Source organism: Pedobacter hiemivivus (assembly GCF_004331685.1).
GTDB classification, from domain to species: domain Bacteria; phylum Bacteroidota; class Bacteroidia; order Sphingobacteriales; family Sphingobacteriaceae; genus Pedobacter; species Pedobacter hiemivivus.
In genome coordinates, this window is the sequence record NZ_SJSM01000041.1 from 1 (window position 1) to 24,106 (window position 24,106).

Consider the following 24,106-nt stretch of genomic DNA (forward strand, 5'->3'; position numbering starts at 1 on the left):
AAATGTATGATTATGGCTGCTGTGGCATACAATATAAAAAAGCTTGTAAAAGCAAATGCTGTAAAACTTAAAAAAAATGCAGCAGTGGCGATAAAAGTCCACGAATATAATGTCAATAGCTACTGGCATGATTTGAATACCTTTATGAAGGACATATTACGCATTAATGGCGTGTTTTGGAGCTAACCTTTAATCTGAAAAGTAAAAAGGCCGAATAACCATTATGAAATGAAATATCCTGTACTTTGGAGCCTATAATATCTATCACGGAATTAATGTTGTGCAACAGTAACTATAGTGCACTTTCATTTTTTATGCGATAAAACCAACCAGCTATAGTTTGCTATAAATCTCCTACTGAGACTCATTTTTTAAAACTTAAAAAAAATGAGCATATGTATCCAAACGAACTATTTCTACACAAGAAACCAACAGGAACCCCGGCCGAGCTTCAGGAGTTCGCTAAAACTGTATTAAAATATTTTTTTGAGACTTATCCGCTTGATGAAAGTCTTGAAATGCTTTGGCGAATGATTCAACAAAGCTTCTATACCAAGCGATTTGTATTAACTAATGCCGAACGGGGTAATCTGATCGCTTATTACGAGAATCTACATGCCGTAATTTTGGCCGCTAGTATCGTTAATGAGGAATTAAAAAAACCAGCTTAATCACGTTTAATTGCTGCAAACAGGTTCGTTGATTTTATAAATCAACGAACCTGTTTATCCTTGCTAATCGGCACCCTACTCTTCCCGGTTATGTTTTCACTCCATTCCTTAACATATTCTTAATATTCATTGGAATATCTTTGGCACGGTAAATTAGAATAATGCATGGAACATATAGGGGAACAGGATCTTTTGCAATTGATCAGGAATTCTGACTATACTGCATTTGAAGAACTGCACCGCCGTTATTACAAATCCTTATTTGCTTTGGCTGCAAAAAAGATCGGAGATCAGGATGAGGCCTACGATCTGTTGCAGGATATGTTTATTGAACTATGGGACAAACGTGCCACATTTTCAATCAGTAATCCTTTAACTAACTATCTTAAAAATCGATTATGGTTTAAGCTTTCTGGATACTTCAGGGCCAAAGGTTTTCGGGAAAAGCATTTTAAAAACTTTGCAGACTTTCTTCAACAGCAGCTGGACACCTCCCCCTATCTTGATGAAATGGAAATTAGGGAAATGGACTTGCAGTACGAGGCCGTGATGGAAGTGATCAACCATACGATAGCAGAAATGCCTGATAAAATGCGGGAAGTTTTTATCATGAGCCGAAGTAATGAATATTCCATTGCTGAAATAGCAGAAAAACTTCATATTTCTCCAAAGACTGTCAAAAACCAGATCAACAGCGCACTCAATCGCATTAGACAAGCAACATCCGACCCTTCTATTTCAGCTTTTGAATTACTTGTCTTAATATGGTTAACAATTAGATAACAAAAAGTTAACCATTAATTTCTGGGCCTTTCCCTTCCATTCTGCTTATTACTTATAGAATGCAGAACGAAAGAAAACATTTAGAAGAGCTTTTTCGGAAATACCAGATGGGACTGGTAACCGAAGAGGAGAAAACATTGATAGCGCGCTGGCTCATCCAACTGGATGCCATTGGGCAGCTTACTGCTGATCAGTTAGCAGTAAGGCAAGCGCTTTCGCAGGGTGACTTAAAAGAACATTTTTTCCCCATAGAAACAGCAAAACCTATTCGTTTCCCGATTTGGATAAGGTCGGTAGCAGCAAGCCTGTTGATTTTATCAACGATAACCGGGATTTTTTATTTCAACAATAAAAGCCACTATTGGGCTCCCCCCACAACCCTTCGGGAAATGACCACAGGAACCGCCGAAATAAAGGTTATTACTTTAGGCGATGGCACTAAGATTACCCTTAACAGGAAGAGCAGATTAAAATACCCTGTTTCTTTTAGTGGGAAGACAAGAGAAGTATTTCTTAGTGGAGAAGCATTTTTCGAGGTGACCCATAATCCTAAAAGCCCATTTAAAGTACATACTGATAAATTGGATATACAGGTACTGGGAACATCCTTTAATATTCAAGCCTCTCGATTGGATAAAGAGCTATCTGTGTCGGTGGCTTCGGGAAAAGTAGGCGTAACACCAACAAAAGCAAAAATCACGACTTATATGTTGGTAACAGGTGACCAGCTTTCCTATAATCGTTCCACAGGAAAATTTAGTCAATCACTTGTAAATGTTGCCAATATCAAAGCATGGCAAACAGGCAAATTCATCTTCAGAAACGAGACTCTGGAAAACATTGCCCATCAACTAGAGCGGTACTATAAAGTCACCATCCTATTTAAAAACAAGTCACTATTGGCAAAACAGATCAGCCTGAAAGTAAAAAACCAGAGCATCGACACTGTAATGAAGGCACTAAGCATATCTGCAGAGTTCCGGTATAGAATTGAGGGGAACAAAGTAGTGATATGGTAGCATATTTACCCAACAACAGAAATAAATGTCAATCAATAAAAGAAAACTATATGTAAAAATTCAGGACAGTACTATTATCAGATAAACAATAAAAGAGCGAAAGTGGTGGTACACTTCCGCTCGGAATAAGTTTTTCTGATCCATCATTTTTCAGGACAATAAACCATTAAAAAAACTTATGTACAATTCTACAAAAATAAATGTAATTAAATCGCTGTGCGCTATGACAAGATTCGCTTTTCTGGTAACGACAGTCTCCATAACGCTAACAGGTGTATTATTGGGGGCCGATGTGAAATCCCAGAATCTTAACGAGACTAAAGTGACGCTTACAGCAAAAAGAACTATACTCGCTGAGGTATTAAATAAGATCGAACAACAATCTGAATTTTCCTTTTCTTTTTCTAAAAAGGTTGGAGCAATAGCACTAGAATCATTTCAGGCCGAAAATAAATCGTTGGCTAATGTTTTAAAGGAACTTACAGTGGGCAGGCACTTAAAATTCACTCAACTTGGGGATTTAATAGCCCTTAGCGAACTACCTGTTCCTCCCAAGCCTGGCCGTATTTCCGGGAAGATTTCAGATCAGGAGGGAGAATCCCTACCCGGTGCATCTATTAAAGTGATTGAAACTGGCAACACCGCCCAGGCAGGCGCAGATGGCAGTTATGTCATTGATCTCCAACCTGGGACATACACCCTTGTGTTTAGCTACATATCTTTCCAAACCCAACGAGTTACCGGTGTATTGGTAACCGGAAGTAAAAACACTCCGCTGAATGTATCCTTAAAAATGGATTCAAAAGGTTTAAAGGAAGTAGTTGTTAGTTCCGACTATAAAAAGGCATCAGTTGCAGGACTCTTGGCAAAACAAAAAAATGCTGCTGAGATCAGCAACGGCATCAGTGCAGAACAGATCTCGCGAAGTCCAGACAAGAACATTGGAGAAAGTTTAAAACGCATTAGTGGCGTAAGCTCAGTTGACAACAAGTTTGTACTAGTCCGTGGAATCGGTGAACGTTACAATTCCGCAATGCTGGATGGAACCGTGTTGCCCAGCACCGAAGCCCAGACACGTAATTTTTCTTTCGATATGATCCCGTCCAACCTGGTAGACAATGTGGTGGTTAGTAAAACTATAACACCAGATATGAATGCAAGTTTTGCAGGTGGACTTATTCAGGTGAACACCAAAGATATCCCTAGTGAAAACTTCATGAGCTTTACAGCAGGAGTGTCATACAACGACCAAAGTACTGGAAAGAATTTTTTAAGCCATAAGCGCGGAAGATATGATTACTGGGGATTTGATGATGGCGGACGAAATTCACCTTCCAATCTTGTGGTTACTGACAAGGAAGTTGAACCCAATAGATCAATGCCTGAAGCAGAATATCAGCAGAAACTTGTTGACCAAAGCCGCAGGTTTACCAATGATAACTTTACCGTTTATAAATACAAGACTGCACCATCGCAAAACTACCAGTTCACTATAGGACGATTGTTGAAGTTGGATACCCTGAACAAGAATAGATTTGGTTTTACAGGATCGCTAAGTTATCGAAATACACAAAACATCAATGAAATCGAGCGCCAAAATAGAAGTGACTGGAATCTTGATACTGAAAATGCGGGGAAAGCTTATGGCTTTAATACAACCATAGGCGTTTTACTGAACGCGGGACTACAACTTGGCAAGAACCGCATCACGCTCCGTAATGTTTTTACGCACATGTACGATAATGTTTTGATACGGAACATCGGTTACGACAATGTCCTTGGTGGCGATTTCATTCCATTAAATACACCAAACCGTATCCAAGAGGCTGACGACCCGACTTTTACCGATCTATTGCAAAATAAGCTAAGCGGCCAACATCAATTGGGCAGGGCAAAGCTAGAGTGGGAATTGGCAAAGACCTTTATCGAACGTAAGGAAAAGGATCTTACTATTGCGAACAGTAGCCCGCAACTGGTTAATGGGGCATATCAATATTTCTATATACCGGGCAATTTTAACCAGCCACAAATCAGTGATAATCTTTCAAGGCACACCTATAAAAACGATGAGCATCATTACTCATGGACAGCGTCTGTAACCTTTTAAAGTAGCCGGCTTTAATAGTACTGCAAAAACAGGCTATTTCGGCAACCGCAAAAAGGCTAGTTTCGACTGGCAGATTGCAGCATTAGGACGTAGCCTTACTACTGCTCCCGAAGTTACCTACCTACCGGTGTCGGAAATGCAGAAGCCTGAAAATTTAGGGATAACGGGCTTAAATTATGCCACCAACTCCTACTGGCTCGATAGCTTTGAGGGAAAGAGTAAAACACATGCATTATATGCGATGTTGGATAACCGTTTTTTTGACCAACTTCGTTTAATTTGGGGCGTAAGGGCTGATTATTACAAATATACAGATATTAAAAACCCAAAAAGCATTCGCGGTGCATCAGAATATATGCCCAAACCAGACAAGGCATGGCAATGGTTGCCTTCAGCGAATTTAACTTATAGCCCAATCTCACAAATAAATATCCGTGCGGCCTACTCCAGCACCATCGTACGTCCAGAAATGATGGAAAACAGTCAGTTTTTGAAATATAGTCCATATCTGGGAGGGCAATTTGGCAACTTGGGCCTGTACAGCACGCGCATCGGTAGTTACGACCTGAAAACAGAATGGTTTCCAGGGCTCGGCGAGATAATTTCAGCTGGTGTCTTCTATAAAAAATTTGATAAACCGGTCGAACTAACGGTCAATATTGAAAGCGGAAATCTCCAATACTACATTAAAAACGCCGATAATGCCAAAGTATATGGCCTCGAACTAGAATTGCGAAAAAACTTCGGTTTTATTGTAGATAATGAGCTTCTCAAAAATCTGACTGCCTATGGAAACCTCACGTTACAAAAATCGGATGTAGTTAGCACGTTCAGAGTAACCAATCCCGATAAAACTCCAGGCGCCCCCTCAACGATAGAGTTGTCGAGCAAGATAAGACGGCCAATGTACGGCCAGTCGCCTTATCTGATCAATGCTGGTCTACAATACAATGGAAAACATTTTGGCTTTAATTTTCTGTACAATAAATCAGGACTTAAAACATACATCGTAAGTGCTGATCCCGGTCTCATCGAATATGAAAGACCACGCGAACAGATTGACTTACAACTTAGCTATAAATTATTAAAGAACCGCTGCGAGATAAAGTTCAACGCAGGCAACCTGCTCAACACCGCGTCTTCATTTTATATCAATCAGGCAAGTTATGAACGAAATCCAGATTATGATTTCGAATCCCCGGACCGAAGTTCATTGTTCAGATTGAAACCTGGTTTTACCGATAAATATGAAGATGGTGACCTCCTGAAATTTGTTCAACGATTTGGACGCACTTACAGTACTGTGATTACCTATAATTTTTAAAATAGAAATATGAAAACACAACTCATACCTTTCAGACTCATAAGTTTATGCTTACTTTTTCTGCTTTCCTGCAGTAAAAAAGAAATATTAAATGAAAATACATCCCATATTGTAAGGCTTACCCTCCAGGGCAACTCGTCTGACTCACTAGAATATATTATTGATAACAAAGTGTTGGCAACTGTTGGCGGCGGTTTTAATACCCAAACAATCGTGGGTTTTAGTGACGAGCAGAAGGAACTTCAAATCAGGAATAAAAACTCTGGTGCAATCGTTCAGACTAAAGCTATTGCTGTTGCTCCGTTTGATCAAACCATAATTTTATATTATGACGGTACTCAGGCTTACGACAAAGTGATAAATCTATTGATCAAGGGCTACGCAGTATCGGGTGAACTGGAATTTTTGGTTGGCGGAAAGATAATACATACCGGAAACGCTCGTATCGAAAAAGAGAATGTGCAGGTGCTGATGAAAGAGAACTCAAGTAGAGAAATCGAGATCCGTAAGAAAGGAGAAACAACCATACTGTTCTCAAAAACAATTCCTTCCATGCCCGACAGACAGACATTGAACTTTTTCTTTGATGGAACAAGCATTGTTGATAATGTAGTACTAAGACCCCCTGCAAACCCGCTCAACATGTTGATTTCGGCAAAATTCCAAAGCCTCTATGGAACACTGGGCTATTATCTCGGAGCTGATATTGACCTTATATTTTACGAGCGGAACACTGTAACTGGGATAACGACAAAAATAACGCCCGAGATCAGATTTACACTACCTGCCAATGGCAATTTTAACGAGATTGAACTGCCACCATTACCTCATAATTCAGATGTTGTTTACGGTTGTGATATTGTTGAAAAGGGGACCAATAATTTGCCATATACTGCGACAGCAACAGTTCCGCCTTTCATCTCAGCAGCATTACCATACCAGCCAAATGTTGGCCGATTTGGCAATCCAATTGTGTTTGAAGCTGGAAAATCAAAGTTGATGGTGATTGGAGATGGTAAATTTACTAAAACATCAATACCCAGGTCTACCAGTTTAGGCATTACGGTAACTGACTTGTCACAATATTTTAAATAGCATATATTAAACTTCTGATACAAATCCTTTCAGTTTTTACTGGAAGGATTTGTTGGTTTAGAATAAAACTGTAACATCATTTCAGTATCGGATAGACTTAAGCCAATTCAATCAGTAACATTAATAATGTATTTTAGGAAAAACTAATGAGCACTGGACTTTGAAAACACGTTAATTACAACTACACCAATCACTATAAGGGAGATGCCAATCAAGGCTGCCGTATCTAACTTTTGTTTATAAATGACGAGTCCCATAATGGATACCAGCACAATACCTACCCCCGACCAAATCGCATAAGCAATTCCTAAACTTAATTTATTAAGCGTGATGCTTAGGAAGTAAAATGCCAGGGAATAACCATGGCCAAAGCTTAGTAAACTGTTCCGAAGCCTTTAATGCAGTAGTGGCAATGATTTCGCATATGATTGCCATTAATAGAAATAAATAATTTTTCATAACAGTTTTTTATAAAGATGCTAAAACAATATGAATGCAAAAAGCCGAAGGGGCTGCATGACAATCATGCAGCCCCTTCGGCTTTTCATTCTTAAATCACCTATTTGCTATTATACAAGTGATTTCTATACATATAAGAAGCCACCTGATAATTCGAGATCGCTTCATCAATCAATGCATTATCCGGTTCTGTTTGCGTAGAGTTACCTGTCACAAAATCAGGGATAAACGTCTTCGTCTTCCTATTTGGATCAAGAATCACCAACTTATTATTTTTTAAATAACCCAAACTTTGGTAAGTACTGATAAATGCACGCTCCTGTCCAGGCTTCATTTTAAATACATCCTGCCCAAAGAATTTGCTGGTATAGTCCATATTCAAAAGTCCTAACAAAGTTGGCGGAATATCGATTTGAGCTGTTAACTTATCAAAATTTCCAGGTGCAATATTTCCCGGCGAATAAATGATCATTGGAATATGGTATTTATTTACTGGAAGTTCAACCTCACCAGCACTCGATGCACAATGATCCGCAACGATAATAAATATGGTGTTTTTAAACCAAGGCTTTACTGAAGCTTCCTTGATAAATCTGCCAATTGCATAATCTGTATACTTTACAGCACCTTCCCTACCAGTATGTGAAGGAATATCAATACGTCCTTCCGGATAAGTATACGGACGGTGGTTCGAAACCGTCATTACGTGTGCAAAGAAGTTCTTCTTGTTGTTATAATCCTCATCTGCCAAACGTAAAGAAAGCGTAAAGAGATCTTCGTCTGCAACACCCCAGATGTTCGAATAATGAATTTCTGAATCCTTTAATGCGCTACGGTCCGTAACATCGTACCCGTTTGCGGAGAAGAAAGCATTCATATTATCGAAATAACCATAGCCACCATAAACATACCTACTGTGGTAACCTTTTGATTTTAATATGCTACCTAGAGAAAAAAGTCCCTTGTTATCAGGCCGCTTTACGATAGATTGTCCAGGTGTTGGCGCAATAGAAAGTGCCAAGGCCTCAAGTCCTCTTACAGTACGCGTACCAGAAGCATAAAGGTTAGTAAATAAAAGCCCCTGCTTAGCCAAAGAATCCAACTGCGGGGTGATGTGCTGCGTGTTTCCAAAGTGTGTCATAAAATCAGCACTTAAGCTCTCTATACTAATCAGTACCACATTCATTCTTTTCTCCTCACCTGGATTATTAACCTGTCTAAGTGTAAATTTATCAGCAGCATTCGTACTGTCAGAATTCAACTGTTTTCTGATCAACGCCTCAGCTTTATCAATTGGCAATGTTTTATAGAAAGTATCATAATCAAGCTCATTATTCCAAAAGGCATTACCAAAATCGTACATCCCATTACCAGCGAGCTCACTTACATACTGATTAGGGCTAAAGTATTTCCATTTATGATTAAACAAAGCGTAAACAGCAACAGGAATACAAAGCAAAACCAATGCGATCAGAGTTCTCTTTTTAAATCTATATGGCTGTTCGTTCTGTAGCCAGATATACTTTCTGAACAAGAAAAGTATACCTACAGATATCAGTAGCAAGCATACCAATATGGTATTTACAGGATAGGATTGTCTAATATTGCCAATCACCTCGGTGGTATACACCAGATAATCAACCGCTATAAAGTTGTATCGCACAGAGAACTCTTCCCAAAAGAACCATTCTGATACGCCATTGAATAGCAAAGTGCCAATAACGACCAGAAAGTAAATGGACAACAGGACTTTGTTAAATTTAGTTCTGTACCATTTATCAGGCACCAACCAGACATAAAGTACTAGTGGAATAACCGCAAATGAGGCCGCTGCCAAATCATATAATAATCCGATCAGAAAAATACCTAATAAATTCAGGATTGACCAATCGACATATTGTTTTGAATTGATGAGCAAGACCACCCGGGTAATGAGTGATACCGAACACAATAGTAATGTAGCCAATAAAACAGGGCTAAATCTGTGTTGAAGGAGAGTTTGGAGTTTGTTTTTAGATGTCATCTTTACAGCTTATAGCTTACTAATTAATGTTAATCCGGTATGGCCATCCTGATGAAAAGGAACCATTACGGTTTGGTTTGATTTATGGTGGAACAATTTGTTTTTTATGAGTGGATAAACCCAGTAAGAAATTTTTGTAGAGAGGATGCCATAGCCAGCGCCTGCAACTACATCACTAAGCCAATGGGCACTATTGTACAAACGCAATGTAGCAGTGGTTAGCGCCACAGAATACCCCATCACACTATACCATGGCGATTGATCTTTATACTCCTGATGCATAAACTCTGCAGCCATAAAAGCGGTAGCAGTATGCCCAGATGGAAAAGATTGATCATTTAGGCCGTTAGGGCGCATCCTATGGGTCATATTTTTGGTAATGGTGGTAGAAGCTCCCATTATGGCACTAGATAAAAGCAACATCGCTGTTCTATCTACAAATTTGTGTTTACTTTTTACACCTGCCAGATCCAGGGCGTACACAGCCGCTATAGGAACATAACGCAGGTAGTCATCGGCATGGAAACCAAATCCAGGATGATCTTCTCTCAATTCGAAATTAGTATCGTCATCCAGCTTTTTTAATGGCTTTATATAAGGTGCACTGAACCCGTAGGCAATAAAAAAGGCTGGAACGATAATCGCTTTGGGCCTGATCGGCCTATACTCCACCTCGCTATAAGCTACCTTTTCAGGCAACGAATCTATCGTTTGCCCTTGAACTTTCACAGCGCAAAACAAGACCATCAAAATTACAACAACCCTTAACTGATACTTTATATTCATTTTACATTTGGTACTAGCAAAACTAAATGAAAGTTTTGTGTAAACACTTAAATTAATTTAAAACTTATAACTGTAACCTAATCTGAACACCTGAGTTTCATAATAATCGGTACTGTTTAAACGAAAACCATTACCAATTATATCTTTTTTAACCTGCAAGGTATTTAAAATGTCTGTTCCATTAAAAAACAACTCGCCTTTACCATGCTGTATTTGTTTTTTCACCCCCAAATCCATTGAAAACCTAGCCCCTATTTTCCCTTGTGGGATAAGATCAGGAGCGAGATAAATGGCTGACAGCTGTAATTCTACCTTTTTAGGCAGTTTAAACATCGTATTTAGTTTTGAATTCCAGGAAGTAATGCTTTCCTTATCCATACTGTATATAGTTGGGATAGGGTATCTATTCTCAACCGTAAAGGCATCAATTGTATTTCTATACAAAGCTCCACTTAAATTAATGGAAACCCAGGGCCTCAACTCTTGTTGCAAAGTAAGCTCGCCACCTGCATTATGACTATTACCAGCATTCTGAAAAATATTATAGATAAGCGGGCTGCCCGGTACAGTAGTCGCTATACGCGTAATGGTTGCATTTATTTTTTTACCATATAAAGCAGAATAAAGACTGCCCTTTTCCCAGCTTACTTTATGCCCCACTTCTAAACTTTTAATAAACTGCGGGCGCAAAGTAGGGTTACCAACCTTGATCACTTCTGGCTCATCGTACTTCGGAAAAATCCTTATATCGACTTCATTTGGCCTATCTACCCGCTCATTGTAATAAATAGAAAGCTTGTTAGCACCATTTAGCTTGTATCCCAAACGGATGTTTGGAAAAAGTCGAAAATAATCATACCCATCGCTTTTATAGGTATTGTGATTTGGGTTTACATCATAATTCACCTTCACATATTCCAACCTCAAGCCAGCCTCTACCTCAAAGACATTACTCTCAAAAACATAGTTACTATATACCGCAGGTATGATTTCTCTATAGTCGGCCCATCCACCAGCATTAACATCTAGCGGAGAATTCAAGCCCGGAAAAAACTGCATATTGGTAGGAATACTCCGGTTTCTTAACTTAAAACCGCTTTCAATCCGACCATGTTTAAGCGGTTTGATATAATCCAAATTCAGATCCACTACATGCTCGTCAGACAGTAACTTAAAAGAGTCTTGACCTGTAAAAGTGGGCATTATATTAGTAAAAAAGTATTTCTCATCTTCGCGATGAAAAGTATAGGTAAAGCCTGCATTTAACAAATGCCCAGGTTGCTTAAATTTATGTTGATACAGCAAGGCACTGGTGGCCGTATATTTCACCTCATCTTCCAAAAACTGCCATAAACGCTTTCTTACAGTCAGATCTACATTAAAATAAGGGATGTCGCCATCATCTAAAATCTTCTCCCGATTCAAATAAGCCGAGAAAGTAAAAGTATTGTTGTCATCTGGGTTCCAGTCTACCCCAGTTTTAACAGTAGAAAAAGTAGTCGTTCTATTCCTTTTTACCTGTTGCTTAATGATCGTACCATCGTCATATATCCGCTCTGCAAATTCATTACGATTTAGGGTTTGCGTATAAAGCCAATCAGCCTGAAGAAACGTATTTAGCTTATTTTTTCGGTAATTAAGTGAAAGCGAAGGGTTAATTTTAGGAGTAGCCTGGTATTGAGGTCTTATTCCAGGCAAATTCTCTTTACGCAGCCACAATGCTCCCAAGCCTGTAGTTAGTCCTATCTTCCCATTTAATCCCTCCTGCCTGTTCTTTTTATAAATAATATTAATGATACCTGCATTACCATTTGCATCATAGCGTGCTGATGGGTTATTGATCACTTCAATCCGCTCAATAGCCGAAGCTGGAATATTATCTAAGCCGGTTTGACTGCCAAAACCTGTAATTGCGTTTTGCTTCCCATCAATCAGCACTGCGATTTTATCATTCCCGCGAAGCTGAACTTTGCCATCCTGAACGGTTACACCCGGAAGATTTTGCATCGCCTGCAAAACTGATCCACCGGCCTGACTGATATTATTAGCAAGCGTAAAAATCTGTTTATCCATTTTATCAGACACGCCCTCTTGCAGTTTACCAGCAATTACAACCTGCTCCAACAGCTTCGCATCCTCTTTCAGATTAATTGTTCCAAGATCCAGAAATGCGCTCATTACACCAATTGTCGTTGGATGCTTATAAGTTTTATAACCTACAACCGAAACCTCAAGTATATAAGTGCCGTTTTTTACTCCAGACAAAGTATATCGTCCTTCATCATTGGTAATCGTACCAGAGACAAAACTACTATCAGCTTGTTTTTTAAGTGTTATATTAACATAAGGGATCGCGGCACTTTTACCATCTTTCACTAGCCCAGAGATCGTAATTAAAGGTGTTTGTGCTTTTAAGAAGGTGGTAAACAGCAAGGCTGCAAATAAAAGGACCTTAGACATAACAGTTATTTTCTTGTTCGGATTTCATTTTATCCAACAATAATAACAACCGATTTAGAATTAATTCTGAACCTAAAAGGACAACACAAAAACATGAACTCCATTTTCGAAGTTATAGCTGACATTCCATTGATAACGACTGCAGATCTCCCTAACAATAGCAAGCCCTAACCCCGTCCCAGGGCTGTTTGCATCAGCTGAGCTAAAGCGTTTAAAAAGCTTTTCAGAATTTAAGGACGCCTCTCCGGAATTAGATATGGTTAACCTATCCTGCTCCAAACGAATATTGATCTCTCCGTTTTTAACAGTATGTCTCACCGCATTCATTAATATATTGGTCAGCATAATTTCTACCAGCACCTTATTACCTTTCATAGTTATATCTGGGGCAATTTGCTCCTGTAACTTTAAATTCTTAGTAGCTAGAAAATCCGATAGCTGTGCAATCTGCTCTTCCAATTGCAGAGATATATTGATACTTTCTTGATCTGCATATTGCTGGTTTTCTATCTTAGCCAGTAGCAACAGGTTCTTATTTATTCGAGATACTCTTGTTAAAGCCTTATGGGTTTCATCAATAATTGCAGACTGTTGAGCAGAAAGTGATTGACTTTGTAATAACAGATCTAATTTCGATTGAATCACAGCCAGAGGAGTTTGTAATTCGTGAGATGCATTTTCTGTAAACTCCCTTTGCTGCCTGTAAACATTAATACTACCATCCATCAACCTGCTTACACTACTATTCATCTCTTCAAACTCAATTACATCTGTTTTGTCAAACTCGGGCTTTTTCAAGCTACTTAAGTCAAAGGATTTTATTTTTTGAAGGCTCTCGTAAAATGATCGCCATAATTGAGTCGAAATCTTTTTGTTTAATCGAATAAAGCCAATCAGTAAAATAATAAAAAACAATGCTGTAACAGCAGTAATAGCTAAAATGGTTTCATAGCTCTCTTCCAAATTAGTCTCGATAGTAACGCTATAAAACTTACCATTCAATTCAAAATAGGTTACCCGACCTTCATACCGGTCAAGCCCCTTGCTTGGGATATAGGTATTTTTTCGATATTCATTATAGGTACTGTCTGGTCGCAAAGCATCCACCTCACGCAGCTTTGTTTCGGGCTGTATCCGATTCCAAAGTGCTATGCTTTTTTCCATCTCCCCATCTTTAAACTTGATTGAACGAAAATTTTGCTTTGTAGCCTCACTTTTAATGCGATTGTGCTCACCCACCTCACGAACCCATATAAAATCAATAATGATGAAATAAACAGGAATACTGCACAACAGCACTATAAATGAGTAAAGTGTAAAAATCCGTAAAGGTTTATTTAGTAAGTTTTTCATAGTTCCCATTTATAACCGCTACCATAAATGGTTTTTAAATAGTTAGCACAACCGGCCTCTGTAAGTTTCTTTTTGAGGTTTTTAATATGCGCATAGATAAAATCATGGTTATCCAACATATCTGCCAGCTCACCCGAAAGATGCTCTGCAATTGCGCTTTTAGATACCACTTTATTTTTGTTGGCGATAAAATAAAGCAACAAGTCCAGCTCTTTTTTTGTAAGCGGAATAAGCTCCTGATGTACTTTTACGGATTTACCGAGCAAATCAATTTGTAACTCATTTAGTTGTATTACGTTTGTATTGGCAAAACTCCGTCTTCTGATTACGGAGTAGATTCTGGCGGCGAGCTCAGGTAAATGAAATGGCTTAGCCAGATAATCATCCGCACCAATATGCAAACCTTGTATTTTATCATCCAATGAATTCTTTGCAGAGATGATAATTACCCCATCCTGCTTATTTAAGCTTTTAAGTCTTTCCAGAATCTGCATGCCATTTCCGCCGGGCAGCATGATATCCAACAGAATACAATCATATTCATAAACCTCAACCTTTTCAAGCGCTTCCTGATAAGTAGCGGCAAATTCACACAGATAATGCGCTCCTGATAAATAATCAGCTATACTTTGTGCCAGTTCGCGTTCATCTTCAATAATCAGGACTTTCATTACGTAAATCTACATTTGTAATCTGAATATTTTCTGAATTCGAAAACTTATCCCACAAAAAAAGGCACCATAAGGTGCCTCGTTATGGGGTTGTAAAACCAATTAAATCACTTCGGTACCCAGTATATCTTTTGAATAGGTTTTTAAATATTTTTTAAGGATCTGACGGGCAACATGGATTCTTGTTTTAACTGTACCTATAGGAATTTCTAGCATTTCTGCTATTTCATGATATTTATAGCCTTCAAAATATTTTACAAATGGAATGTAATATTCAGGCTGTAATGTGGCTAAGGCTTTGTGGATATCGCCGATAATAAACTTACTTTCGCTTGTATTTTTTGTTGCGCTGTAATGCAAATTGGCTGAAGAAATATCGTCAGATTTTGTAATTAATGCATTTGTTTTTACCAAACGCCTGTAATTATTAATAAACGTATTCTTCATAATTGTAAACAGCCAACCCTTCAAATTCGTTCCTTCTTTAAACTTTCCGTAGTAGGTAACCGCCTTAAGCATGGTGTCTTGCACAAGGTCATTCGCATCTTCAAGGTCTTTAGTAAAATTTAGGGCAAAGGACTGTAATGATCCCGAATGGTCGTGCAGCTGTACGTTGAACTCATTTTTTGTCATAGTGTTTTAGTTTTTAAGGTTAATAAAACAAACAAAACAATTATTGAGTGAGTGGCGCTCAAAATTTGTTTAATAATACATACTAATCCCTATACAAGATATGTACCAAAAAAACAGATTCAATGTTAAGAAATAAATTAAGGGGGTTAACAACACCAAACAGGTAGATATTACAGAATATTTACTTCCCGCTCGAGCATTACACCAAATTTTATATAGACTGTATTTATGATTTCTTCTGAAAAACTATACACTTCAGCTCCGGTTGCATCGCCATGATTAACGAGTACTAGTGCCTGGTTTTTCCATGTGCCGGTATGACCAACCACCTTACCTTTAAAACCGCATTGCTCTATAAGCCAGCCTGCTGCCAATTTAATTTTATCATTTGGAGCTGGATAATGAACCATATCCGGGAATTTTGCAAACACCTTTTCAAAGGCTAAACGGTCTATTACAGGGTTTTTAAAAAAGCTTCCTGCATTACCGATTGTTGAAGGATCGGGTAATTTGCTTACCCTTATATCTGCCACAACCTGCGATATATCTGCGATGGTTGGATTGGTTATATTTCGATTTACAAGCTCGGTTTGTATAGCACCGTACTTGGTGTTGATCTGCGCCTCGGTACTCAATTTAAAAGTAACTCCTGTAATGATGTATCGGCCTTTCAGTTCGTTTTTAAACACGCTATCCCGGTAACCAAATTTACATTCCTCAAAATTAAATGTGCGTTCTTCAGCGGTAGTAATTTCGTAAGCTGTACAAGCATAAAAAACATCCTTAAGCTCTACACCATATGCACCTATATTTTGTATTGGCGAAGCACCCACAGTACCCGGAATAAGGCTTAAATTTTCGACACCTGCAAAACCACTACCTACACAATAATTTACAAAATCATTCCATACCACACCAGCACCTGCGGTCACCAACACCTCATTACCCTCAACTACAGCAGTAATACCCGGTATGCTCATCTTTATCACCAATCCATTAAAATCTTTCGTAAATAAGAGATTACTTCCTCCACCCAAAACCAACAACTGCTGTTCTTTAACAATAGGTAGTAACAGCAGGTCCTTTAAATAAGATTCACTAAAGACCTCTGCAAAAAAACTAGAGCTAACGGCTACGCCAAATGTGTTATAGGATTTTAAGGATATATTTTCTTGTATAAGTGACATAGATATATAGATATAAGATATACAGCGCAAATGTAATTGTTAGCAGTTGTAATAAACATGTTAAAAGCAATATTTAAAAATTATGCCTATTTTTCGGCTAAATATTAAAGCTTTTTAAAAGAACTTATATCAAAAGAGAATTGTAGTATTTATATGGAAAATCAGGATAGAAAAAGAGGTATAATTATCGAAGCTGCGTTAAAACGGTTTGCACATTATGGGTTATCAAAAACCACAATGACCGAGATAGCAAAGGATGTATCTTTCTCTAAAGCACTGCTTTACTATTATTTCCCGGATAAGCTAAGCTTATATGTGAGCGCGATTGAACACCTGATGCAGATCATCAGCAGAGACCTGGTTAAATCCATTGACAAAACCAGTAGTTCAACCGAAGGAATATTCAAATTATTACAAAAAAGACAATCTTTTATTCAGAAATACTACAATTTACTGGAGTCAACACAAATTATTGGCAACGAATTACCAGATGATCTCTATGAAAAATTCAGTAAAGCAAGAGCTTTTGAGACCATAATCATCGGATCACTATTTACTCGCGGTATTTCACACGGAGAATTCGAAATAGAAAATCCGAAGCTCGCGACCGAGATATTTATTGACGCTTTGTCGGGCATACACTTCAACATTATGTCCAAAGACAAGAATATCTTCCCTGGAAAAGAACAGTTTAAGCAAATATTTTTGAAAGAAAGAGTGTTTGCCGAGATCTTCCTACAAGGCTTAAGGCCACATTCCACCTAACAATAGTCATAGCATTGTAAGTTTACGCTGCTTTTGGGCCTAAAATTCCATATGTAAAATTATGGCCGTATTTTTGACTCTTGATATAAAAAAGTCAGAAAGTAAAAAAGTAGAATGGTAGAGACAGATAAAAAAAGAGAAACAATTATTGAGGGTGCAATAAAACGTTTCATTCATTACGGAATCAGTAAAACCACAATGAATGAAATTGCAGAAGACCTATCGGTATCCAAACCCTCTTTATATTATTATTTTCCTGATAAAAGCAGTCTGGTATTAGGAGTAATAGAGAAAATATTTAACGATTATTTTGCGCATCTAGACCCTGGAAAAGCAACAGAAATTTCATTGGAACAGTGCATGGCTAACTATGTAGAAATAAGACATCGCTTTTTCCAAAAGTACTATATGTTGCATTTATCAAGTGGCAGCCCTGATTCATCGTTAAACTCTGATGAGCTTAAAAAGCATTTCATGACCATGCATGCTAAAAACATACAGCTTCATGCGGATCTATTTCAAGTAGCCATAGACAAAAATGAAATTGCGCCAACAGACGCATACAAAACTGCAGAACTATATCTTGATTCTCTAGCCGGAATTACCTCATTGTGTATCCTGCATGGCAATAAAGAACTGTTCCCAAGTAAAAAAGAAATGAAAAATATACTGGAAAGGCAATTGAGCTTATCTAGCATATTTATTAAAGGATTAAAAAATCAATAAACTATATATGAATACAATAATTAAACAGATAAAAATAATTCCGGTATTGTTGCTGGGCTTGTTATTATCTAATACAGTAAGCGCTCAGCAATCATTAACATTGAAAGAAGCCTTGAATTACGCGGTACAAAATAGTGTGAAAGTTCGCAAAGCAAAACTTGACATTGATGGCGGTAAATATAAAACCGAAGAGGTAAGAGCTCAGGCTTTACCACAAATCACAGGTACTGCTGGCTTAACCTACAACCCTATTATTGGCCAACTGGTAGCAGACTTAGGCGGAGAGACGAAATCATTTAAAATGGGTCAAAACTGGAATTCTTCGGCCGGAGTTCAACTTTCGCAACAACTATTCAATCAACAGGTTTTCACAGGCTTGCAAGCAGCAAGATCGAGTGAGGAATATTACAGACTTACTTCTCAATTAACAGAGGAGCAGATTATTGAATTGGTTGCCAACAACTATTACCAGGTATTGGTAAACAGAGAACAACTGAGTGTGTTAGACAACAACATTAAAAATGTAAGCGCTACTGAAAAAATCTCAGCTGATCAATATAGAAATGGTTTAGCTAAAAAAATTGATTTAGACCGTATCAGAGTGAAGCTTACCAATTTATTAACACAGCGTGAGCAAACTTCAAATTCAATTTTACAATTTGAGAACCAGTTAAAGTTCGCGATGGGGATGCCGGTAACTACTCAAATTACTTTACCAAAAACAGAACTTACAGAAGTAACTAAATTACCTCAGTTCACGGATTCTCTTTCTTTGGATAACAGAACAGAAATCAAAATTTTGAACAGCCAGGACAAACTGCTATCGTTGCAACGTAAAGCCTATGTAGCTGAGTATTATCCAAGCTTAGCGTTAACAGGAAACTATACCTATTCGAGCCAGAACGGTGGATTTGATTTCTTAAGCTCTAGCAATACTGCTATCGGTTATGGTGCATCAGCTGTTGGCCTGACTTTAAAAGTGCCCATCTTTAATGGTTTCTTAACCCGTTCAAAAATTCGCCAGGCCGATGTGGATATCAAAAAGGCAAATGAAGATAGAAGAGAATCAAAAAACTCCTTGAATATGGCTTACGACAATGCCAAAATTCAACTGCGCAACAGTTTAAATACGATTACTTTACAAAAACGTAATGCTGAACTGGCTGATGAAATCTATAGAAGCACGGAAAACAATTACAAAAACGGTTTGGCTACTTTAACCGATCTACTGGATACGGAAACAGCATTAACAGAAGCTCAAAACAGTTACACCCAGGCACTTTTAAACTATAAAATTGCCGAAATACAATTAATCAAATCAAACGGAAATATAAAATCGCTATTATAATGAAAAGAGGAATTATTACAGCCTTAGTAATCATACTTGCTCTAGCAGGAATTGGTATGGTATTAACCAATAATAAAAAGAAAAACGAAGCAAAAACAGCTATCGTGGCTCAAGGTGGGGGTGCTGTGAGTGTACGTACTGCTGTTATCAAAAGAGAACCAATTGACCTTGATTTTGCTGTAAACGGAGTATTTGCACCCAACCAGGAATTAAACTTCCTGTCAGAAAATGCAGGTCGTGTAACCAAAATCTACGTAAGCGAAGGCGACAGAGTGACCAAAGGTCAGATCATAGCCCGTATCGATGCAGAGATCATAAATACAGATAAAGAAACCGCTGAAGCTAATCTTCAAAATGCAATCAGAGATGAAGCTAGATACAGCAGTTCATTTAAAACTGGTGGTGTTACACAACAACAATTAGATCAAGCTAAACTTGCTGTAGAAAATGCACGCTTAAAATTACAAAGTGCTTCCAGAAAAGTAAGTGATGCAAATGTAAAATCTCCAATCAATGGTATCATCAATAAAAAATACATTGAAGTTGGTGCCTTTGTAAATACACAAGGAACGCAGATGTTTGAAATCGTTGATGTATCGAAGTTAAAACTAAAAGTAAACGTTAACGAAAACCAGGTAGCTAGCATTAAAATTGGCGATCAGGCGCAAATCAAATCTAATGTTTTCCCTACAGAGAACTTTGCTGGTAAAGTAAGTTTCATCGCCGCAAAAGCTGATAACTCATTAAACTTCCCTGTTGAACTTGTTGTAGAAAACAACAAAAAACAAGATATCAAAGCTGGTATGTACGGAACTGCCATATTCAAGTTCCCTAAACAAGCTCCTGCCTTAACTATCCCTCGTGGATCATTTGTAGGTAGTGTAAGCAGCAACCAGGTATTTGTATTAGAGAACGGAAACACCGCTAAAACCCGCAAAGTAGTTGCTGGAAGAATTTTGGGTGAAAACGTAGAGATCCTTGAAGGATTAAATGAAGGAGAAACCGTAATTACCAGCGGTCAAATCAACTTAGTAGACGGCACCGCTGTTGCCCCTGTAAAATAAGATTAAGATGAAGATAACAGAAATTTCTATAAAGCGTCCCAGCTTGGTTATTGTGGTTTTCTCCGCATTAACACTATTGGGACTATTGAGCTACTTTTCTTTGAGTTATGAGCTTTTGCCTAAATTCTCAAACAACGTAGTATCAATATCAACAATTTATCCGGGAGCATCTCCTAGTGAGGTAGAAAATACGGTAACCAAGAAAATCGAGGATGCCGTATCTTCCATGGAGAACGTAAAGAAACTAAATGCTGTTTCTTATGAAAGTTTATCGGTAGTAACCATTACTTTAACAGCCCAGGCGGATATCGATTTATCATTAAATGATGCCCAGCGTAAAGTAAATGCGATACTTGCTGATTTACCTACGGATGTAAAACCGCCTTCGTTAAACAAATTCTCACTGGATGATTTACCGGTGATTACCATGTCGGCATCTGCAAAGATGGACGATGCTGCTTTTTACGATTTGATGGATAAGCGTATATCACCTATCCTATCCAGGGTAAGTGGTGTAGCTCAGGTAAACTTAGTAGGTGGGCAAGAACGTGAGATTGAAGTTGGTTTAAATGCGGATAAGATTCAGGGTTACGGATTATCTGTTCCTCAAATTCAACAAGCTATTTTAAGCTCCAACCTCGATTTCCCTACAGGAAGTGTGAAAACTGCTGATGAGGATATTTTGATCCGTTTATCAGGTAAGTACAAGAGTGTAGATGAGTTGAGAAACCTGGTTGTTGCAACTAGTAAAACGGGTGCTCAAATCCGTTTAAAGGATGTAGCTGATGTTCAGGATTCACAGAAAGAAGTAGAGAAGATTGCGCGTATCGACAGAACCGGTGCTATTGCCGTGCAGATCATTAAACAAACTGATGCCAATGCGGTAGAGGTAAGTAAGCAAATGCACAAAACGATTGAAACTTTGCAAAAGGATTATGCGACAAACAACCTGCAAATCAAAATTGTAAACGACAGCTCGATATTCACATTAGAATCAGCAGACGCGGTAATTCACGATTTAATTCTTGCGATTATCCTCGTAGCGTTTGTAATGCTTTTCTTCTTGCATAGTTTACGTAACGCTGCAATTGTAATGGTTGCTATTCCAGCTTCATTAATTGCCACCTTTATCGGAATTAGCTTGTTAGGCTATACGCTAAATCTGATGTCGTTACTGGGCTTATCACTCGTGGTAGGTATCCTTGTGGATGATGCGATTGTGGTACTGGAGAACATCTACAGACACATGGAGATGGGTAAAAACAAGGTGCGTGCAGCTTACGATGCAACCAGCGAAATTGGTTTTACCGTTGTATCCATCACTTTAGTAATTGTGGTTGTGTTCTTCCCAATTACAGTAAGTACAGGTTTGGTATCCAACATCCTTCGTCAGTTCTGTGTGGTGGTAATCATCGCGACATTGCTCTCGCTTGTGGCTTCATTTACCATCGTTCCATTGCTATCATCAAGATTTGGTAAACTGGAAAAAATAGAAGGTAAAAACGCTTTCGGACGTTTCATTTTATGGTTCGAGAAACAGTTACATACTTTCACTGTATGGATTACAGGTATCCTGGAGTGGACTTTAAAGCACAAAGCAATTACACTTATCGGTGTATTCATGTTGCTATTAAGTTCTTGCGGATTAACCATTGGTGGTTTTATCGGTTCAGAGTTTTTCCCTAAGAGTGATAAAGGAGAATTCCTTGTTCAGATAGAATTACCGAAAGATGCTTCTATTGAAAAAACCAACCAGGTTACTCAAAAAGCAGAGGCTTTCTTGCAAGGTAAAAAAGAGATCGTACAAATGATCACGACAGTGGGTCAGGCAAGTGGTGATTTTGGTGGTACCCAGGCTACTGCCTACAAATCAGAGATCAATGTTAAATTGGTAGATCGTAAAGATCGTGCGGACGAATCAAGTATATATGCTACTAAAATCAGTCGTGAGCTTGCTCATTACTTAGTAGGCGCAAAAGTAAAAACAGTTCCAATCAGTATTTTGGGTATTGCAGAAAATGCACCTATCCAACTGGTAGTAATGGGTCCTGATTTAGAAAGTGCCTTAAAATATGCCGAAGGTGCGAAAAAAGTACTTGCTGGTATTAAAGGTTCTGCCGAATTAAAATTATCTGTAGAGAAAGGTAGTCCGGAAATTAACGTTCAGGTAGATCGTGATAAGATGGCAGCTTTAGGCTTAACCTTACAAACGGTAGGTACAACCATGCAAACTGCATTTAGCGGTAACACAGATGGTAAATACCGTCAAGGTGAGTACGAGTACGACATCAATATCCGTTACCAGGCCTTTAACCGTAAAAACATTGACGATGTTAGAAACCTGATCTTTATCAACGCTAATGGTCAACAGGTTAAATTATCACAGTTTGCGGAGATTAAAGAAGGTTCAGGTCCAAGTCAGCTAGAAAGACGTGATAAGAGTACATCAGTAACCGTACAAGCACAGTCTATCGGTAGACCAACAGGTACCATCGTATCTGAATTCCAGACAAAACTGGAAGAGCTGGAGAAAAGTGGTGAGCTGAAAAAACCTACAGGTGTATCTTATGTTTGGGGTGGTGATCAGGAAAACCAAAGTGAAGGTTTCGGTACTTTAGGTATTGCTTTATTGGCCTCTATTATATTGGTATACCTGATTATGGTTGCGCTGTATGACAGTTTCGTTTATCCACTGGTAGTAATGTTCTCGATTCCGTTATCAGTTATTGGAGCCCTATTGGCACTTGCTTTAGCAAACCAGTCACTAGGTATTTTTACCATCTTAGGTTTGATCATGTTGATTGGTCTAGTGGCCAAGAATGCGATCATCCTGGTCGATTTCACCAATCAGATGAAAGCAGAAGGAAAAACTACTCATGAAGCGTTAGTTCTTGCTAACCATGCTCGTTTACGTCCAATCCTGATGACAACCATCGCCATGGTTATTGGTATGTTGCCAATTGCATTAGCGAGTGGTGCAGGTGCAGAATGGAAAAATGGTTTGGCCTGGGTAATTGTGGGTGGTCTAACCAGTTCATTATTCTTAACCCTTATCGTGGTTCCGGTAATGTATCAGGTATTTGATAACATCCTAAATTACTTTGGATTCAACAAAAAAGGTAAAACCATTGATGAATTATTGGAAGAACCTTATACACATAAAGAAGTGAAAGAGTATGAAATGGACCATGTTCATTAATAGCTTAAGCTGATTGTAAAAAAGGCCGAAACATAAGTTTCGGCCTTTTTTGTTGTTAGTACACTCGTCATCCTGAATTCATTTCAGGACCTCGCACCTGCAAAATTTTCTTTCTCTTGAGGGATCCTGAAATGAATTCACTGTTGTCCGGATAAAATTTTGGGCTAGCTGTTAAGCTAGCCCATTGTTGATATATTTGAGTTACCACACTTAAAAACATCAACATGAGCAAAAGTATATTTTTTACCGGACAGCCCATACTAAATCAACTGTTAAATTTGCTGGATCGGGGCAAGATTAAATCCATTGCCCGTGCCGGTAAACACGATCACTACTATAAGCATTTTGACACTTATACCCATTTAATAACGATGCTATACTGCGCATTGAACAAATGCACAAGTAGCCGTGAAGTTGTAAGTGGAATGAAGGC

The 24,106-nt window shown here is 38.3% G+C and carries 19 protein-coding genes and 2 pseudogenes; 13 read left to right on the top strand and 8 right to left on the bottom strand.

From position 1 onward, the window contains the following. From EZ444_RS27530 to EZ444_RS26545, 7 genes and pseudogenes are all read left to right on the top strand, one after another. A partial coding sequence (locus EZ444_RS27530; RefSeq protein ID WP_205945356.1) for a hypothetical protein occupies positions 1-186 on the top strand: 186 nt, incomplete at its 5' end. Between the two features lie 209 nt (positions 187-395). Further along, positions 396-671 carry a hypothetical protein gene (locus EZ444_RS26520; protein ID WP_131612926.1) on the top strand — a complete coding sequence of 92 codons (276 nt, stop codon included), beginning with the start codon at positions 396-398 and terminating at the stop codon, positions 669-671. Positions 672-836: 165 nt separating this feature from the next. Continuing rightward, positions 837-1,454: a sigma-70 family RNA polymerase sigma factor gene (locus EZ444_RS26525; protein ID WP_131612927.1), complete on the top strand. Its 618-nt coding sequence runs from the start codon at positions 837-839 to the stop codon at positions 1,452-1,454. Between the two features lie 59 nt (positions 1,455-1,513). Next, a complete protein-coding gene (locus EZ444_RS26530) occupies positions 1,514-2,473 on the top strand; it encodes a FecR family protein (protein ID WP_131612928.1) in 960 nt (319 codons plus the stop codon). Positions 2,474-2,696: 223 nt separating this feature from the next. Further along, entirely contained in the window at positions 2,697-4,580 is a 1,884-nt protein-coding gene (locus tag EZ444_RS26535) for a TonB-dependent receptor (protein WP_165503739.1), read from the top strand. A 46-nt stretch (positions 4,581-4,626) separates the two neighbouring features. Beyond that, positions 4,627-5,904: pseudogene (locus EZ444_RS26540) on the top strand (TonB-dependent receptor domain-containing protein); the annotation flags it as partial. A gap of 9 nt (positions 5,905-5,913) precedes the next feature. Further along, a complete protein-coding gene (locus EZ444_RS26545) occupies positions 5,914-6,999 on the top strand; it encodes a hypothetical protein (protein WP_131612931.1) in 1,086 nt (361 codons plus the stop codon). Positions 7,000-7,142: 143 nt separating this feature from the next. Here EZ444_RS26545 and EZ444_RS26550 read toward each other — a convergent pair. The 8 genes and pseudogenes from EZ444_RS26550 to murB form a co-directional block, all read right to left on the bottom strand. Next, positions 7,143-7,458 (bottom strand): annotated as a pseudogene (locus EZ444_RS26550) (DMT family transporter). A 100-nt stretch (positions 7,459-7,558) separates the two neighbouring features. Further along, complete coding sequence (locus EZ444_RS26555; protein ID WP_131612932.1) at positions 7,559-9,481, bottom strand: LTA synthase family protein; 1,923 nt, start codon at positions 9,479-9,481, stop codon at positions 7,559-7,561. Positions 9,482-9,490: 9 nt separating this feature from the next. Further along, complete coding sequence (locus tag EZ444_RS26560; RefSeq protein ID WP_225874866.1) at positions 9,491-10,267, bottom strand: phosphatase PAP2 family protein; 777 nt, start codon at positions 10,265-10,267, stop codon at positions 9,491-9,493. Between the two features lie 57 nt (positions 10,268-10,324). After that, entirely contained in the window at positions 10,325-12,727 is a 2,403-nt protein-coding gene (locus tag EZ444_RS26565) for a TonB-dependent receptor (RefSeq protein ID WP_131612933.1), read from the bottom strand. A 72-nt stretch (positions 12,728-12,799) separates the two neighbouring features. Further along, on the bottom strand, positions 12,800-14,080 hold the full coding sequence (locus EZ444_RS26570; protein ID WP_131612934.1) for a sensor histidine kinase: 1,281 nt from the start codon (positions 14,078-14,080) through the stop codon (positions 12,800-12,802). Further along, the gene (locus EZ444_RS26575) at positions 14,077-14,751 is read right to left on the bottom strand and encodes a response regulator transcription factor (RefSeq protein WP_131612935.1); all 675 of its coding nucleotides are present in this window, start codon (positions 14,749-14,751) and stop codon (positions 14,077-14,079) included. The genes EZ444_RS26570 and EZ444_RS26575 overlap by 4 nt, the downstream gene beginning before the upstream one ends. A 102-nt stretch (positions 14,752-14,853) precedes the next feature. Then, complete coding sequence (locus EZ444_RS26580) at positions 14,854-15,384, bottom strand: RNA polymerase sigma factor (RefSeq protein ID WP_131612936.1); 531 nt, start codon at positions 15,382-15,384, stop codon at positions 14,854-14,856. Between the two features lie 170 nt (positions 15,385-15,554). Then, positions 15,555-16,571, bottom strand: a complete 1,017-nt coding sequence (gene murB / locus EZ444_RS26585) for a UDP-N-acetylmuramate dehydrogenase (RefSeq protein WP_131612937.1) — start codon at positions 16,569-16,571, stop codon at positions 15,555-15,557. A gap of 153 nt (positions 16,572-16,724) precedes the next feature. Here murB and EZ444_RS26590 point away from each other — a divergent pair, with 153 nt between their 5' ends. The 6 genes from EZ444_RS26590 to EZ444_RS26615 form a co-directional block, all read left to right on the top strand. Next, positions 16,725-17,336, top strand: a complete 612-nt coding sequence (locus tag EZ444_RS26590; RefSeq protein WP_131612938.1) for a TetR/AcrR family transcriptional regulator — start codon at positions 16,725-16,727, stop codon at positions 17,334-17,336. A 114-nt stretch (positions 17,337-17,450) separates the two neighbouring features. After that, on the top strand, positions 17,451-18,062 hold the full coding sequence (locus tag EZ444_RS26595) for a TetR/AcrR family transcriptional regulator (RefSeq protein WP_131612939.1): 612 nt from the start codon (positions 17,451-17,453) through the stop codon (positions 18,060-18,062). Positions 18,063-18,069: 7 nt separating this feature from the next. Continuing rightward, a complete protein-coding gene (locus tag EZ444_RS26600) occupies positions 18,070-19,410 on the top strand; it encodes a TolC family protein (protein WP_131612940.1) in 1,341 nt (446 codons plus the stop codon). Beyond that, a complete protein-coding gene (locus tag EZ444_RS26605; protein ID WP_131612941.1) occupies positions 19,410-20,474 on the top strand; it encodes an efflux RND transporter periplasmic adaptor subunit in 1,065 nt (354 codons plus the stop codon). Before EZ444_RS26600 ends, EZ444_RS26605 begins: the two co-directional genes overlap by 1 nt. Positions 20,475-20,481: 7 nt before the next feature. Further along, on the top strand, positions 20,482-23,673 hold the full coding sequence (locus tag EZ444_RS26610; RefSeq protein ID WP_131612942.1) for an efflux RND transporter permease subunit: 3,192 nt from the start codon (positions 20,482-20,484) through the stop codon (positions 23,671-23,673). Positions 23,674-23,897: 224 nt separating this feature from the next. Then, positions 23,898-24,106, top strand: a 209-nt coding sequence (locus EZ444_RS26615; RefSeq protein WP_131612943.1) for a DUF4372 domain-containing protein, incomplete at its 3' end; no start/stop codon positions are given.